Here is a 16,174-nt window from a genome sequence, read left to right on the forward strand (position 1 = left end):
GTAAGCAGATCCTTTAATAAGTTAAAGGTAAGTTCTATCATGCTGTTTAATTGAGTAGCCCTATTAACCTAAAATGTTACTTGCCGTATTACATGATTTTTTTTCGAACCATTGTGGTGCCAGGTTTGTTATCCTTTAAACATAAAAGAAATATGATGGAAGACCCTAAAGAAAAAGATGAGAACGAACATGCAGGGCATGAGGATACAGCCCAGGAGCAATCATCCGGCAATGAAAACGGCAAGAGCGAAAATGCCAACTGGGACGAACACCAGCAAGTTGACGAGGAAGGCAATGAAGTTGGTCCAGATGATATCAAATAAAACGATATGAAAAAGATTCTAATGGTATTGACCTCGCACAGTTCGATGGAAAATACAGAAAGCAAAACCGGCGTATGGCTGGGTGAATTTACTGATCCTTATTACGAATTCATTGACGCAGGTTATACAGTTACCCTGGCAAGCCCTAAAGGCGGCAGGCCTCCTGTTGACCCGATGAGCGAATTGACCGAACACCTTACCGGCTCTAACCGCAGGTTTCAGGATGATGAACAGGCAAGGGCGGCCTTGAGCCAGACCACCGTTCTAGATCAGATCAGGCATTATGATTTCGATGCTGTATTCTATCCTGGCGGACATGGACCGATATGGGATTTGGCGGTGGACAATAACAGCGGCTTGCTGATCCTGGATTTCCTCGATGCAGGAAAAACCTGTTGCAGCAGTTTGCCACGGTTCTGCAGCACTCATCAGCGCGGAAAGACAAAGACCAGGCTTATTAAAAGGAAGGATTATCTCCGCTTTCAGTAATACAGAAGAAACGTTGGTAGGACGCAGTGGAAACGTTCCGTATGAGCTTCAAACACGTTTGAAAGAACTTGGAGCGGAAGTTAAAACAGCCCTCCTGCCCTTCCTTTCCCACGTAGAAACAGATGGACTGTTCATCACAGGGCAAAATCCACTTTCTGCAGGCCCCACTGCGAAAGCCCTCATTGAATTATTGGAATCTAAAACTACGGAGAACAATAGCCCCGACGATGACGGACAGCAATGGCAGGAAAAAGCGGAAAAATACCTGGATGAAAAGCCCGGAGATCTCAAACCTTAATCGCAGATTAGATGACACAGGAGAGCAAACAGACGAACCCAGGCGAGAGCGAAAACAGCAAGAACATGGGTTTACCTGAAAAAGACGAAACAGCCGCCGGTATAAATCAAAGCACATCGCTGCCTTCGGATGGTCCGGTCGCCCAAACCGAGGGTTCCGAGGCCACAGACCTTACGGCGATCCTTGAAAAGGACGATCCTAAAGACATCCGCGGAGATGCGGAAACGGGCAGTTGACCAATGAAGCAAAACATGCCAGGTCTGATGATGGGGCAATAAATAGGTAAAGGAATTTTAACTAGGGTGAACTGTAAAAGTTCACCTCTGACTTCAGCATATTTTCCTAAATTTTAGCAAAAAGATTACATCGGTATTTTTAATTCACTCTAAACTGCTTCGACCCATCTGCATATTTGCCGCCGACACGCTGATCACGGAGTCCATGAACGATAAATTTATTGAAATAGCAGGCAGGCCAAAGGTGGCAATATTGAACAGGCAGTAGACACCCTAATTAACTCCATTTCGACTTTATTAACTCAACCTTATAGGTTTACTGTGAAATCCGGTTCATAAATCGCTATATAAATAAAACTATTAGGCTCCTACGTATAATCCCTGACTGGATAGTACTTATACGGCTGGTAAGTTATGCAGGTACGGAATCTTAGCCAAGATATACGCCATCCCATACAACGAACCTTTCCTTATGTAAAAATATCTTTAAATTTACTTACCTAATGAAAGCAAATGAACAAAATTCTAGTACTTGACGACGATCCTAGCAATGCCGATGCCATCCGGATGGTATTAGAGGATCAATTATTTCAAGTGGAATGCATCCATCATTCGGAAGCACTGCATGCAACCGTTAACAGCTTTGCACCCGATCTTATTGTGATGGATATTCTTCTTGACCAGGGAGATGGCAGAGAACTATGCAATTCACTTAAGAATGACCCAGAGACCAAAGACATTCCTATTTTATTGATCACAGCCATGTTGGAAGCACAAGCGCTTACTAAAAAGAACCTCGCGGATGTACTGATGTACAAGCCTTTTGATTATGATGTACTATGTAACAAGGTGTGTCAGCTGATTTCAACTTAATAGCGCTGGTCGCAAGAAGGCATTCGGATATGATTTATATTGGACGGAGGTCTGACTAAGAAACGCGACAATAATTTCAACCAAAGATAAAGTCACTGATCAAATAACCACAAAAGCTCTGCTGAGGGCACCCCTTTGTGGCAGGGCATAAACCTTTAGATCATTTGAATAATCCGTGAAAAATATAAAAGCATGCATACAAATCATGATATGCTAAGAAGAAGCCTTTCCTTTATGTTCCCAGTGGTCCTTTAAGGTTTTGCCACCTTCTATTTTTAGTCGTCTGGCATAGCGCTCTCCTGCAATCTTTCCATTTTCGGCCTTCTTTCCAATGAACAACAAAATAGGCCTGCCTTCATGATCAGTCCTGAAGGCAAGGTCATACCTGCCGAATTTTGTTTCAATCAATGATGAAGGTTCATATTGCTTACCAAGGACATTGAGTATCGGATCTTTTAATTTCATAGTGAATAGAAAAACAGTAAGTCCTCATGGCAAGAAACGTTCGGCATAAAAGCCGAATTGATAACATCTGCTTGCCAGTTTTATTAATTACGGTTGGGGGTCCTGCTGATCGTGGCCCTGGGTTTTTACAATTTTGTTGTAAATGCCCAATAGCAGAAATGGAGCAGCCCATTGACCAACAAATAGTGCATTATGCCTATGGCCGAGACATTTTAATGTTAGTGAAATACCCATAGAGGCGAGTGAAGCCCATAAAAAGGTATCGGATGGCAGTTTTGATGTTTGTTCCTCAATCAAACGGGCTACTTTTCCCTCGTTGTGAGATTCATTTTGCGATTCCATAATTGTTAGATAAAAGGGTTTAAATTATTGTAACATTAGTGTCTGGATACCTTTCCAGAATTACATATTATAGACAGGCAGTTTTACAAAATGGTTCAATATTTTTTAAAAACGGGTACTTTTGCACCTCGTACAGGTAATTGCCGACACATCACCCCGAAGGCTTTTCTTCGATGGTGCTCCATTTTTACAGTACTGGAGATGAGAAGACCCAGTACCTTGAGACCGATAAGCTTAATCTTGAACTTAGTGAGCGGCGAAGCATGGAAGTCATAGTTTCGGAGCCTGGAAGGGCTTGCCCTGTGGAGCACCTAATATCTCAGAAGATTCCGACACAGCCGATCAAAATATTTAACCGTTGACAATGCCTCGGGATGATAATACTTCCTGCCACAGAATTGCCTGTGGTCATCCAAAATTATAGTTTTTGACTATATGCATTATTTATGTATGTTAGTGCATTCCAAACAGAATGCCCTATAAACAATATAATGATCATGAGTTAGCAGACTTACTCAAGTCCGGTGATCAGCTCGCGTATGCTGAAATTTATCACCGCTATCATGCTGTTTTATACATTCATGCATTTAAGCGACTTCAACTAAGAGAAGAGTGCAGGGATTTGGTTCATGAACTCTTTACCACTTTATGGATTAAACGAGCGGAAACTACTTTTAAGACTACCCTTTCCGGGTATCTTTATACATCAGTTAGAAACAAAATATTCGACCTGCTGGCCAAGCAGAAGTTGAAAAAATCATATACCCAATCTATTCAAGATTTTGCTGAAACAGGCTTTGTTACCACCGATTACCTCGTGAGACAAAACCAGCTAAAGGCCATTATAGACCAGGAAATTGCCAACCTACCGGCACGGACCCGCCAAATATTTGAACTGAGCAGGAAAAACTTCCTAAGCCATCAGGAAATCGCCAAAGCGCTCAACCTTTCCGAACAAACTGTAAAAACTACGATAAACAATGCATTAAGGGTATTACGCACCCGGCTTGGATCCATGATGTTCCTCTCTTTCTGATTTTTTTTTAAATTCCTTTACCCCCAAAGCTATTCTGCTCCGTCTTTAACTTCTGAATGCGGAAGGTACGCTCCTTCCCTCGCTAAGAATGATGCAACAAGAGGAAATTAACAAGCTTTTACAAAAAAAACAGGCAGGTAACTGTACACCTGAAGAAATCGCCTTTTTAGAGAGTTGGTATGCACAATGGAATAAAGATCTTCCCCTGGGCTTAACCGAAGAAGAACTGTTTGAAGACCTGCTCATGATCAAGAAGATGACCAGTACCTTACCTGCAGAAAGAAGATTCAAAATATCAAGTCGAAGCCTGGCGATTGCAGCATCACTGCTAGTGATTCTGAGTACAGGACTTTATTTTTACCTGCATACCCAGCCCATTGATTACCATCTGGCGCTTCATGACATTCAACCTGGAAGCAATAAAGCAACCGTAACCCTGGCAAATGGCCAAAAATTTGATTTAAAGAATTTAACAGGGGGTGTAGTAGTTGATAAATCAGGACTGGAATATAATGACGGAACGGATATCAGCGAAATCGGGTCGATGAAAGGAACAGCACAGCAACTGGTACTATCTACACCTAAGGGAGGTCAGTACCAAATCACGCTCTCTGATGGGACCCGGGTATGGTTAAATGCCGCGTCCTCATTAAAATTTCTTTCCAGTTTCGCTGGCCAGAAAGAGCGTCGGGTAGAATTAACAGGAGAAGCTTATTTCGAGGTCATCCACGATGCGAAACAGCCCTTTCGGGTAATGAGTACTGGCCAGATCGCCGAAGACCTTGGAACATCTTTCAACATCAATAGCTATGCAGACGAACCACTCAGCAAAACTACCCTGGTTGAAGGAAGTATGCAAATTCGGAGTTTTAAAAATCCGCAGGATAAAAAGCCCGTTCTGTTAAAACCTAATCAGCAAGCTTCCATTGATGCCGCAGGTGCCATAAGCTTACGTTTGGTGAATACAGCAGAAACGTTGGGTTGGAAAAATGACAACTTCATCTTCGACGGAGAGGATCTGAATTCGGCCATGCGCAAGATTGCAAGATGGTACAATGTGGATGTTGTTTATGAATCTGGCTTAAAAACAAGTACAACTCCTGTTCTGGATGGATTAGTGTCGAGAAAAAGTAAGTTGTCGGAAGTACTGAAGTGGATAGAAACTGTTAGTAATATCCGTTTCAAAATAGAAGGAAGGAGGGTGATAGTGATGCAATAATTACTTTCCCATCATGCCAAATCACCAGGGGTGCTGGACACACCCCCGATAATACCTGGCATCCAGTTAATAAAAAAATTACTAACCAAAACCTGCAGTAGCCCTCAAATTGACCTAAGCGGCCGCTGCACAAACCAAATATAACAAAATGTATAGATTTTATGCCAGCAAATCGGGTATAACAAACCGTTATATCCGTAAAATATGGATGATTATGCGCCTGACCACCATCATACTCCTTTTCACGCTAATGCAGGTAAGTGCAGCCACCTTCGGGCAACGCATTACCCTGAATGAAAATCGGATCTCATTAAAGAATGCATTAGAAAAGATCCATAATCAAAGTGGATATAATTTTCTGTTCGACAGAAAAGTTCTCAACGGGATCAATCCAATTAGCATTTCTATCCAAAATGAAGAATTGGAAACCACAGTAAAGAAAATCCTGGATAACCTCCCCTTAACCTATGTTATCGATGGAAATACCATTATGATCAAAGCAAAAGAAATTTCACTTCTGGACAAAGCCGTTGATAAACTGAGCAGCATTTTCAGTAGTCAGGAAATACGGGGTAAGGTAACCGATTTAAAAGGAAGCCCCATTCCAGGGGCAACGGTATCCGTAAAAGGCTCTAAAAAAGCAACTTCTACAGATGCTTATGGAAACTTTAAAATCCAGGCCGATAAAAATGATGTGCTGGTCATTCAGATCGTAGGCTTCATCACCAAAGAAATACTTTTGGGCGAGCAGACAGAAATCAGCATCAGCCTGACAGAGGAAGACAAATCTCTTGAGGATGTAGTAGTAGTTGGTTATGGTAAACAAAAGAAGGTAACCATTACCGGAGCCGTAAGCACCATCAATATGTCGGATATGCAAACTCCTAACCGTTCGCTTTCAAATTCTTTGGCCGGTAAAGTAGCTGGAGTCATCTCTATGCAGCGAAGCGGTGAACCAGGATACGACAATGCCTCTTTTACTATCCGGGGCATAGGAACTTTCACGGGCAATACAGAACCACTGATTATTATTGACGGCGTACAGCGTGACGATGTAAATAGCTCTTTCGGAGGCTCTTACAACAACATCGACCCGGAAGACATTCAAAGTATTTCTTTACTTAAAGATGCTTCAGCCACTGCAGTGTATGGTGCCAGGGGTGCCAATGGTGTCCTGATCATCAATACCAAACGGGGTACTGCCGGGAAGCCACTGATTTCAATAAAAACCGAAGCCTCCATGTCTGGCCTCACTAAAACACCACAAATGCTGGATGGTGTTTCCTGGATGAGGCTCTATAATGAAGCCAATATTAACGATGGCAATCAGCCCATATATTCAGAAGAAATTATCCAGAAAACGGCAAGTGGCCTGGATCCTTACCTCTACCCTAATGTAAACTGGATCAAATCAACTTATAAAAACTGGGCTCCTGGCTTCAACACCAATTTAAATGTAAGCGGAGGCTCCCAAAGCGTGAGGTACTATGTTTCGGCCTCTTTTTACAACCAGGATGGCAGTTATAAAGTGACCAAACAAAATGGTTATAACCCCAATTTAAATTTTAAAAGGTATGATTTCAGGACCAACCTCGATATCGACCTGAGCCCTACCACCCTTTTGTCTATGAACCTTGATGCCATGCTGGTGAGCAGCAGGTACCCGGGTTTATCAGCCAGCAAAATCTGGTATAATGCCTATTTAACCCCGCCTATCGCTTTTCCGATACAGTACCCGGACGGATCGTGGGCTGGCCCGTTTAACAATGGAGGAAGCAATCCGCTCAATGATATCCAAAATTCGGGTTATGCAACAGAATTCCGCCCTACTATACAGTCTATTTTCTCTATCAATCAGAAACTTGACCGCCTTGTACCAGGATTAAGTGCGATGGCGAGATTCTCGTTTGATTCTTACAGTGAAAACGACAACAGGCGAACAGGTAGGAACAACCTTTTCCTGGCCAGCTCACGTGATGCTGATGGCAACTTAATCCTTAACCAATCAAGAATCGGAGAACAGTTTCTGGGTTACTCACAATCATCAAGCGCAGAGAAAAAGATGTACCTGGAAACCAACGTCACTTACGACCGCAGGTTTGGCAATCATCATTTTGGCGGTTTATTTTTATACAATATGCGCACAAGGGTAGTTAGCTCTGCAGGAGATGTGATTTCTTCTATCCCCTACAAAAACCAGGGTATGGCTGTAAGGGCCACCTATGATTATGCAGACCGTTATCTGCTTGAATTTGATGCAGGTTACACGGGTTCAGAAAACTTTGAACCGGGTAAAAGGTTTGGATTTTTCCCTTCTGTTTCGGCAGGTTGGGTGATTTCGAACGAGCCCTTTTTCAAAAACCTATCCACTTCTGTGAACCTGCTCAAAATCAGAGGATCACATGGAATTGTAGGAAATGATCAGATCGGCACTAGTGGCATTGGCTTGAAAAGGTTCCCTTATCTGAGCCAATATGGCTCAGGGAGCTCCATAGGTTTAGGCTTTAATGGAACGATATTTAATGGAGTAACAGAAAGTGTATTTGGTGTAGAAAACCTGACCTGGGAAAAAGCGACCAAAGACAATTTCGGTACAGAAATCGGTTTGTTTAATAAACTCAATATCACAGTAGACCTGTATAAAGAAAGAAGAAAGAACATCCTTATTGCCCGCAGTTCACTCTCAGGCATTTTAGGTGTAACGGGAACGGTATTCGCCAATTTAGGGGAGATGAATAATCAGGGGGTAGATGCCAACGTAGAATACAACGAAAAGATGGGAAACGTATCGCTTCGCCTTTATGGAAATTTCACCTATAACAACAATAAAATCATCGAGCGGGATGAACCTAAACAGCTATATGCATATCAACAAGCAACCGGACAGAAATTGGGAGACAACCTCATGTACATTGCTGAAGGTCTGTTTACTTCTACTCAACAAATTGCGGCCAGTGCGAGCCAATTTGGTGCAATTTTAAAACCAGGAGATATCAAGTACAAAGATATGAACGGTGATGGAGTGATCAATAGCTTCGACAGGGTGTATACCGGAAAATCAGATGTTCCAACCATGCTTTATGGAGCCGGATTTACGGTAGGTTATAAAGGTGTAGATCTTTCCCTCTTCTTCCAGGGCATTTCAGGTGTCTCTTTTATGGCTAATGGTTCGGCTGTAACAGGTGAAGGAGCGGTTGGAGCCGGTATTGTACCTTTTACAGGCATGGGACAGTATCCTTCGGGTATGCTGGCCAGTTTGGAAAACAGGTGGACTGTTGAAAACCCACGACAGGATGCGTATTATCCCAGACTGGGAATTTCCAATCAGAACAGCAATAATTATCAGCCCAGCACCTGGTGGTCTAAAGATGGCAGCTTTGTTCGCTTAAAACAAGCCACCTTAGGTTATCGGTTTTCGGATGCTTTGCTAACAAAGGCATCGATCAAGTCAGTGTACCTGTATCTCACAGGTCAGAACTTACTTACTTTCTCCAAATTTAAATTATGGGATCCGGAACTTGGCGCCAACGCGGCAGGATACCCTCCTTTGAGAACATTTGCCCTGGGACTGAAAGCATCCCTTTAAAAAGACGTATTGATCAATTATAAGCATTAAAAAAATTATGATGAAAACGAAATATTTAATCATTATAGCAGTAGGAACATTGTTTTTAACCGGTATCCTATCTGCATGCAAACACCTGGATGAAAAACCAGATAATCTCCTTACTTCTGATATCCTTTGGAGCAACCGGGCAAATGCAGAATCCTATCTCTACAACATTTATGGTGCAGTACTCGAAATCGACTTTGCCCATATCGGCATTAGCGATGAAGCATCTGTTTCTATCCCAGGTACAAATATCAGACAAATGGTTGCAGGAAACTGGAGTCCGGTAAATGCTTATTACGACCATTGGGACCATTATTATACCGGCATCCGCTCAACTTTTATTTTTGAGGCCAATGTCGGAAGCGTACCTGAGTCGCAGCTGAGTTCAGCATTAAAGGCTCAATATAAAGCTGAATCAAAGTTCTTAAGGGGTTGGTTTTATTGGCAGCTGATCAAACAATACGGACCAGTGGTAAAATTAACGGGCGCCCTTGCCCTTAATGAAGATTTCAATAAATATCCTAGAAATACTTTTGACGAATGCAAAGACTATGTGAACCAGTTAATGGATGAAGCAGCCGTTGATTTGCCGGTAAGCTGGGCTTCTTCCAGCAACTATGGACGGCCATCAAAGGGCTCATGCCTGGCGGTAAAATCGCAGCTTGCGCTTTGGGCGGCCAGTCCACTTTGGAACGGAAATCCCGCATTCAACTCGCTAAAAAATCAGGATGGAAAAGCGCTCGCTCCGACATCATTTGATCCAAATAAATGGAAAATTGCCGCAGATGCTGCGAAAGCCGTGATGAATCTTAATGCGTATAAATTATTTACCAATCTGGATAACGGCGGAACCAGGTTTGACCCCTATTTTTCAGTACGCGATCTTTTCCTAACCAATTGGAACAGCGAGATCCTCTTCTCCAGAAACTCATGGAACTATTGGGGTTACACCAAAGCATCGTCACCCAATCCGGGAGGGATCAATCTCTACAATGCCACTCAAAATGTTGTAGATGCTTTCTATATGAACAATGGCCGAGCGATTGATGATCCATTATCACAGTATAACGAAACCGGCTTTGCTGAAAATAATGGCGATCAGACCTGGGGACATAAAAAAGGACAATGGAACATGTATGCCAACAGGGAAGCCCGTTTTTATGCGTATATCCAATACAATGGCCGTCCGGTATTGCCCGCTCCTACCGTTGACGATAAGAATTATTATTCCTCAGCCGGCAATGTGGACGGTACTGGTCGCATAGAATTTTATTATTCAGGTAAAGCTGGCGCTAAAGCCACGGGAATTACCAACAACATCACCGGTTATAATTTTCTAAAAAACATAAGCCCGGCTGATAACATCAGGCAGGATGTCACCAATTACAGGCCTTTCATCATCATGCGTTATGCAGAAATCCTGCTCAATTACGCTGAAGCTTTAAATGAGTATGACCCTGCCAATCCCGAAGTTGTACAAACCCTAAACCTGGTTAGGACCAGGGCCGGTCTACCAGGTATTGAAACCGTCTATCCTAACGCAGTTGGAAATAAGGAACTGATGAGAAAATACATTCTTAAAGAAAGACAGGTAGAGTTATGCTTCGAAGGTGATAGATATTATACACTGATCAGAAGGCTATTATTAGGTGCGCCTGAAAATCAAAATATCTACACTATGAATGTGAATGAAGACGACGGCGGACTTGGATTTGGTTTTACGGCTTTTTACAAGCGCACATTATTTCAAAAAAGAGCATGGGAGAACAAAATGTACCTCTTCCCTATTTCTCAATACCAGCTCGACCGTGACAGGTCCCTGGTACAAAATCCAGGTTGGTAATTAAAGCATCATAATGTATTTAAATAAGAATTACATGAAAAGATTCATCAATATAATGGCAGAGCGTCCGCGACTGTTCAGCTTCACGATCTGCATGTTGCTCCTGATCGCAGGCTGCAAAAAAGATAAAACTGACGGTTATAACCCGTCCTCTCCGATCGTTATTTCAGATTTTATTCCCAAAAAAGGTGGTGGTGGCACGGAAGTACTCATTACCGGAACCAACTTTACTACTGATCTCTCCAAAATATCTGTGGTGTTGAATGACCTGCCGCTTAAAGTAATTGGAGCCAGCGCTACACAGATCATGGTAGTGGTGCCGAAAAAATCAAAATCGGGCCCAATAAAAGTGAAGATAGAAAACAATGAAACTTCAAGCGAGGCCATTTTTAATTATGAATACACACGGACAGTTACAACCCTTGCAGGTTCTGGTAACGCCGGATTTGCTAACGGCAAAGGAACAGATGCCTCATTTAACTTTTCCGGTCAAAACTGGTACAGAAGTTCCGGCATCGTGGTAGACGACCAACTCAACGTCTATGTAGCTGATCCTGGTAACCATTGTATCCGTAAAATCGATCCGGAAGGAAACGTGAGTACCCTGGCAGGTAATCCTGCTCTCGCTGGTTATGCAGATGGTAAAGGCGCCGCAGCAAATTTCTTGTTGCCTTATGACCTTGCCATTGATGGCAGTGGAAACCTGTATTGCGTAGACCCTGGCAACTGGGACATCAGAATGATCACCCCTGATGGACAAGCCAAGACATGGGGTTTTGGCAGTCAGGCACCTTGGAGCATTGCTTTTGACAAAAGCAGTGGTAAAGTCTATTACGCGAGCTGCTCCAGTCCTGGAAGCGTTTATCAGATCGATGCGCAGGGCATCAATAAGGAAGTCGTTTCGGGCCTCAATTATCCTGCAGGGATTAAATTCGACCATGCAGGTAATTTATTTGTATCTGCGCATGGCGATCAGGTCATCAGAAAATTTAATGCTAGTACCTGGCAGGGAAGCATTGTTGCAGGGCAACAGGACAAAATAGGTTATTTAAACGGCGAACCGAAATCGGCGCAATTCGCTTATCCATGGGGAATTGCCATTGATAGCAGCGACAATATTTACGTCGCAGGCAACGGAACCGGCGGTGGTAGCACCAGCAATCCTGATCAAAGTATCCGCTTAATCCAGGCAAATACTTATCAGGTGAGCACATTTGCCGGAAGCAATGTGGCCGGCTACACAGATGGATCTGGCCTGCAGGCTTCTTTCAGTGCACCTGGCGGCGTTGCAGTAGACAAGAACGGAACCGTTTATGTACTGGACAAAAACAACAACAGGATCAGAAAAATCATTTCCGAATAACTTAACCAAGACCTAATTTCAATATTACATGAAATTTTACTGTTTTTTAGGCCTATTTTTATTAGCACAGACTCTGGTCTGTGTTAATAAAACATTTGCGGCTACATTTCAAATTAAAAAGAAGTCCCATAAATATTATGTATCTGTTAATGGTTCAGATACCAATGCCGGAAGCATTAGCGCTCCATTTCAAACCATTAATGCTGCATTAAACCAAGCTGCACCCGGCGATCAGGTAGTGGTGCGCGGCGGAACTTACCATCAGCAGGTAAAATTCCCCAAATCAGGAGCACCAGGCAAACCTATCAGCCTTCAAAGCTGTCCAAAAGAAAAACCAATTATTGATGGCAGCAAAATCGCGGTTACCGGATGGCAGGCATTGGTTACGATCAATAACATGAGTTGGGTAACCATCGATGGTTTTGACATATGCAACCTACACAGTGCTTTGGTCAACACAGATCCTCAAGGTATTGCAATTTATGGTAGCGGGCAGCACATTGCTATTAAAAACTGCAACATTTACAACATCAAAAACACCACGACACTTGCCCAGGGCAGAAGCGGACATGCCATACTCGCCATCGGGAACAGCAATACCCCCATCACAAACCTGTCGATTACCGGTTGTACCATTCACGATACGCAAACCGGAACAAGTGAAAACGTAACCCTCGCCGGAAATATAGATGGCTTTATTTTCAGGAATAATAAAGTATATGATACCGAGAACATTGGGATTATTGTAGCTGGTGGCGACGGCCTTAACCCTAATGGAGCTATAGCCACCAACTATGCCCGCAACGGGGTCATCAGCGATAATATTTTTCACCATAACACCATGACCAAAACACCTGAAACATGGGGCCCCGATCGATACGGTGCAATCTCCATTTATGTTTGCGGTGGGGCCAATACGCTGATCGAAAGAAATATCGTTTATGAAAGCGACAGAGGAATCGGTCTGATTAGCGAAAGCAATATTTATCCTACAAGAACTACCACGGTTAGAAACAACCTGGTTTATAATTGTTACCGCACCGGCATTTACCTGGGTGATTATTTAAATTACACCATCTCCGGAACTAAAAACTGCTCCATATTGAATAATACTTTATTCCAGAACAACCGCGTATTAGGAGCATTTGGAGAAATTGAGGGCGAAATCAGGCTGACTGAACACTGCGATAGTAACGTGATCAAATACAACCGCGTTTATGCAGGACCTCAAGATGTTCTTGTCCATAAATACACCACAACCGGAAGTCATAACCTCATTGACCATAATAGCTATTTTAGCACCGGACAGCCACAATGGATCTGGAACAGTATTAGTGGCAGTCCAATCACTGATTTCGGGACCTGGAAAAAATCCAGCGGTCAGGATACCCACTCTACCTTAAAAATCGTCAACTCAAAGTTTTACGCTAACCGCCTAAAAAAATGGAAAAGATCCCTACCATCAAAGATATAGCCAAACGGCTGAAGATTAATCCTTCAACGGTATCAAGAGCACTCAAAGGCCACCCCAGTATTGGCCTCGTTACTACGATGAGGGTCAATAAAATTGCGAAAGAGCTGAATTATCATCCCAATCAAAATGCAATATTCTTAAAACAGGGAAAAACCTTTACGGTTGGCGTTGTGCTGCCCGACATTGCAGAGCCTCTTTACTGTTCCATCCTCAGTAAAATCGAGCGCTTTTCTCATAACAGAAATTACAATGTAATTTTTGGTCAGTCATTTAAGAAACCGGAGCAGGAAAGACAGATTCTCGAAAACATGATGAACCTGAGGGTAGATGGTATTCTGATTGCCCTTAGCAAACCTAAAGTACCTTCAAAGCAGATTGAACAGCTCAGAAAGTACAATATTCCTGTTGCCATTTTAGACAGCAGGAATATCGTTAGCGATCAGTCTCATCAGATTATTGAACACCTGTTTTCAATTTTAGAATTTCAGCAACTACCTCAGATAGGGGCTTAACCTGTCCATCTCCTTTAAGCTCCATATTCTGCTCTACCCATGCGCGCTCCCACCAAAAAAAGTCGGGAGCCTGCATGTTTTTACCCTGAAGCTGGTTCTGTAAATATTTGATATACATCTCCCACCTTACCAGGTAATAATCCTTCATCAAGCCCCCCATTCCTTATATGCATAATCATGCAGATTATCTTCGGCCGGATTATTCTCTCCCCAATAGGTAATCAGCATCATCGCATTGCGTATGTTCAACTTTTTCTCTTCGTTTGTTTTCCCCAGGTTTAATGCCTGAGTTTTGTAAGTATTTAACTGGTAATAAGGATGGGCAGACAACAGATCGTCAGTTAAACGGATCATGTCCAGAAACTGAGCAGACACTTTGATAAACTGCCCGGTATTTTTCTCATGGTATGCCTTAACCATGGTTTGAAAAACCTCCTCGCCATCGTTTGCCAAAACCTGCCTTAAGATATTGATCAGGTCGATCTGGTAGGTATCTGAATGTTTAAATTCTGGTGCCGCTTTTGCAAATTCAAGGGCTGCTTCTTTAAATTTCTGAAGATCATAGGTTCTTACCCGGGTGCCCCAACGGGAAACGGCTTTCGTATCAAGCGCCGGACGGATACAAAACACCGATTCACTTGCACCTTCCTGGTAACCGGGTATGCTTTGGTAAATGGTTTCCAGAAAACCCTGCCAGGCTTGATCAATATGGGCATTTGAGTTTCCATAGCGATATTTGGTATAACCGCTCAACCAGTTTTTAACCTCTACATGGTCTTTTCGCCAACCCAGCTCCAACATCAGGTCATATACCGGAGGGTTGTTATTCAGTCCCTCAGGCATAATTCCTACACCGCTTAATACATCCTTGTAAGGGCCTTTTCTGATCCTGTCTACCTCATCGGCAAAACGTTGCAGCTTCCCGTACAAACCTGGTCTTTCGCCAAAATTATTCACTACACTCCAGATAAATGGCGTAGAATCGTAACCCTTTCTCTTCTCCCAGTTATTGGTGAATTCGCCAAACAGTTCCTGTACCAGCACATGCGACTTATCAAGTCCATCGAGCATTTGCTGTTTGGGATTATCCTGCCAGCCCTGAAGAACCCAGGTTGATCCGGGAAAACCCTTTTGCATTTCCTGTTGAATAGATCTGCCTGCAGCCTTTAAATCTATACCCTCAGTGATCCCACCTTCATGGAAAGGATCGCCTGCAAAAAAACGAATATCCTTTCCATATGCTTTCCGGAGCTCACTGTAATATATCCCAGCTATTCTGGAAAAATCGGGCCGGTCAGGAACCAAAATATCAGGCCGTTTAAATGCACCCCAGGTTTTTTGGTCAATAATCTGTGCTTTACCCTTCTCTTTCAAAGAGCCGGGTACCATACCATAAAACCCTTGTAATACCGGTGTTATGCCCAGTTCTTTCATCCTGGCCATCATTTTTTGCTGTAAAGCTTTACGTCCATCGATCTCACTTTGTGGCATCGGACCTCCCCAACGCTGTATATTTCCCATCAACCACCATGCAGTATAAGCGGGGCCCACTAAAAAATCGTTAACCTCCTGATCAGAATAACCGATCTGTTTCAGCGTATTTTGCCATACTGCTTCCATGCCATTTACAGTGAGCATCAGGTTAACGCCATTTAAAGCCATCCAGTCGAGCTCATGTTCCCAATCTTTCCAGTCGTAAAAGCTCATCGTATAGTTATACGTACAATAATTTAAGGCATAACGGTATTTGGCAGGTGCCTCAACGCGGACATGCTCTTTCACCTGGGGGATTGGATATACCGCCGAAAGGTTATCGCCCATGTGCGACATGGAGCGGTTACAATAGTATTTTAAATACCAATTCAATCCAACTGCCGCAGCATTGGCACCGGAAGCACTAATGATCAGTTTATTTCCTATACTCTTCAACTCAAACACATCCTTCTGATCGCTTTTGAGCTGCTTAAAAACCACCTGATTTGATAACCATGGTGTTCTTCGCTTCATCAATTCTTGTACCGGCTTAAAACGGCTGCCCCAAAAGACTTAATGGGATTAAAAACAAAAGTAAACAGGTAAATTTTCGCA

14 protein-coding genes and 1 pseudogene are annotated in these 16,174 nt (G+C 43.0%); 12 read left to right on the forward strand and 3 right to left on the reverse strand.

Going from position 1 to position 16,174, the window contains the following annotated elements:
* Positions 1-92 precede the first annotated feature (92 nt).
* From QF042_RS17155 to QF042_RS17175, 5 genes are all read left to right on the forward strand, one after another.
* Positions 93-323, forward strand: coding sequence for a hypothetical protein (locus QF042_RS17155; protein ID WP_307530584.1), 231 nt, complete (start codon positions 93-95; stop codon positions 321-323).
* A gap of 6 nt (positions 324-329) precedes the next feature.
* The gene (locus QF042_RS17160; protein WP_307530586.1) at positions 330-812 is read left to right on the forward strand and encodes a hypothetical protein; all 483 of its coding nucleotides are present in this window, start codon (positions 330-332) and stop codon (positions 810-812) included.
* Between the two features lie 58 nt (positions 813-870).
* Entirely contained in the window at positions 871-1,110 is a 240-nt protein-coding gene (locus tag QF042_RS17165) for a hypothetical protein (protein ID WP_307530589.1), read from the forward strand.
* A gap of 11 nt (positions 1,111-1,121) precedes the next feature.
* Positions 1,122-1,346 carry a hypothetical protein gene (locus QF042_RS17170; protein ID WP_307530591.1) on the forward strand — a complete coding sequence of 75 codons (225 nt, stop codon included), beginning with the start codon at positions 1,122-1,124 and terminating at the stop codon, positions 1,344-1,346.
* Positions 1,347-1,859: 513 nt separating this feature from the next.
* Entirely contained in the window at positions 1,860-2,219 is a 360-nt protein-coding gene (locus QF042_RS17175) for a PleD family two-component system response regulator (protein WP_307530593.1), read from the forward strand.
* A 213-nt stretch (positions 2,220-2,432) separates the two neighbouring features.
* On the opposite strand, the gene QF042_RS17180 is transcribed toward QF042_RS17175, so the two are convergent.
* Together QF042_RS17180 and QF042_RS17185 are read right to left on the reverse strand one after the other, a co-directional pair.
* Positions 2,433-2,684: a hypothetical protein gene (locus QF042_RS17180; protein ID WP_307530595.1), complete on the reverse strand. Its 252-nt coding sequence runs from the start codon at positions 2,682-2,684 to the stop codon at positions 2,433-2,435.
* Positions 2,685-2,771: 87 nt separating this feature from the next.
* On the reverse strand, positions 2,772-3,026 hold the full coding sequence (locus QF042_RS17185) for a hypothetical protein (protein WP_307530597.1): 255 nt from the start codon (positions 3,024-3,026) through the stop codon (positions 2,772-2,774).
* A gap of 472 nt (positions 3,027-3,498) precedes the next feature.
* Here QF042_RS17185 and QF042_RS17190 point away from each other — a divergent pair, with 472 nt between their 5' ends.
* The 7 genes from QF042_RS17190 to QF042_RS17220 all read left to right on the forward strand — a co-directional run bounded on the left by QF042_RS17190 (position 3,499) and on the right by QF042_RS17220 (position 14,086).
* Entirely contained in the window at positions 3,499-4,062 is a 564-nt protein-coding gene (locus tag QF042_RS17190; RefSeq protein WP_307530599.1) for an RNA polymerase sigma factor, read from the forward strand.
* A gap of 88 nt (positions 4,063-4,150) precedes the next feature.
* Positions 4,151-5,281 carry a FecR family protein gene (locus QF042_RS17195; protein WP_307530602.1) on the forward strand — a complete coding sequence of 377 codons (1,131 nt, stop codon included), beginning with the start codon at positions 4,151-4,153 and terminating at the stop codon, positions 5,279-5,281.
* A gap of 148 nt (positions 5,282-5,429) precedes the next feature.
* On the forward strand, positions 5,430-8,867 hold the full coding sequence (locus QF042_RS17200) for a TonB-dependent receptor (protein WP_307530604.1): 3,438 nt from the start codon (positions 5,430-5,432) through the stop codon (positions 8,865-8,867).
* Positions 8,868-8,904: 37 nt separating this feature from the next.
* A complete protein-coding gene (locus tag QF042_RS17205; RefSeq protein WP_307530606.1) occupies positions 8,905-10,737 on the forward strand; it encodes a RagB/SusD family nutrient uptake outer membrane protein in 1,833 nt (610 codons plus the stop codon).
* Between the two features lie 34 nt (positions 10,738-10,771).
* Positions 10,772-12,100: an IPT/TIG domain-containing protein gene (locus tag QF042_RS17210; RefSeq protein ID WP_307530608.1), complete on the forward strand. Its 1,329-nt coding sequence runs from the start codon at positions 10,772-10,774 to the stop codon at positions 12,098-12,100.
* Positions 12,101-12,128: 28 nt separating this feature from the next.
* Positions 12,129-13,574 carry a right-handed parallel beta-helix repeat-containing protein gene (locus tag QF042_RS17215; RefSeq protein WP_307530610.1) on the forward strand — a complete coding sequence of 482 codons (1,446 nt, stop codon included), beginning with the start codon at positions 12,129-12,131 and terminating at the stop codon, positions 13,572-13,574.
* A complete protein-coding gene (locus tag QF042_RS17220) occupies positions 13,544-14,086 on the forward strand; it encodes a LacI family DNA-binding transcriptional regulator (RefSeq protein WP_307530612.1) in 543 nt (180 codons plus the stop codon). The genes QF042_RS17215 and QF042_RS17220 overlap by 31 nt, the downstream gene beginning before the upstream one ends.
* Here QF042_RS17220 and QF042_RS17225 read toward each other — a convergent pair.
* Positions 14,028-16,096 (reverse strand): annotated as a pseudogene (locus QF042_RS17225) (alpha-N-acetylglucosaminidase). The gene QF042_RS17220 and the pseudogene QF042_RS17225 overlap by 59 nt on opposite strands.
* Positions 16,097-16,174: the final 78 nt, after the last annotated feature.

The sequence above is a fragment of the Pedobacter sp. W3I1 genome, assembly GCF_030816015.1.
GTDB lineage: Bacteria > Bacteroidota > Bacteroidia > Sphingobacteriales > Sphingobacteriaceae > Pedobacter.

Coding starts and splice junctions, on each gene's coding strand:
- QF042_RS17155 (WP_307530584.1), top strand. CDS start 93: ATGATTTTTTTTCGAACCATTGTGGTGCCAGGTTTGTTATCCTTTAAA.
- QF042_RS17160 (WP_307530586.1), top strand. CDS start 330: ATGAAAAAGATTCTAATGGTATTGACCTCGCACAGTTCGATGGAAAAT.
- QF042_RS17170 (WP_307530591.1), top strand. CDS start 1,122: ATGACACAGGAGAGCAAACAGACGAACCCAGGCGAGAGCGAAAACAGC.
- QF042_RS17175 (WP_307530593.1), top strand. CDS start 1,860: ATGAACAAAATTCTAGTACTTGACGACGATCCTAGCAATGCCGATGCC.
- QF042_RS17180 (WP_307530595.1), bottom strand. CDS start 2,684: ATGAAATTAAAAGATCCGATACTCAATGTCCTTGGTAAGCAATATGAA.
- QF042_RS17185 (WP_307530597.1), bottom strand. CDS start 3,026: ATGGAATCGCAAAATGAATCTCACAACGAGGGAAAAGTAGCCCGTTTG.
- QF042_RS17190 (WP_307530599.1), top strand. CDS start 3,499: ATGCCCTATAAACAATATAATGATCATGAGTTAGCAGACTTACTCAAG.
- QF042_RS17195 (WP_307530602.1), top strand. CDS start 4,151: ATGATGCAACAAGAGGAAATTAACAAGCTTTTACAAAAAAAACAGGCA.
- QF042_RS17200 (WP_307530604.1), top strand. CDS start 5,430: ATGTATAGATTTTATGCCAGCAAATCGGGTATAACAAACCGTTATATC.
- QF042_RS17205 (WP_307530606.1), top strand. CDS start 8,905: ATGATGAAAACGAAATATTTAATCATTATAGCAGTAGGAACATTGTTT.
- QF042_RS17210 (WP_307530608.1), top strand. CDS start 10,772: ATGAAAAGATTCATCAATATAATGGCAGAGCGTCCGCGACTGTTCAGC.
- QF042_RS17215 (WP_307530610.1), top strand. CDS start 12,129: ATGAAATTTTACTGTTTTTTAGGCCTATTTTTATTAGCACAGACTCTG.
- QF042_RS17220 (WP_307530612.1), top strand. CDS start 13,544: ATGGAAAAGATCCCTACCATCAAAGATATAGCCAAACGGCTGAAGATT.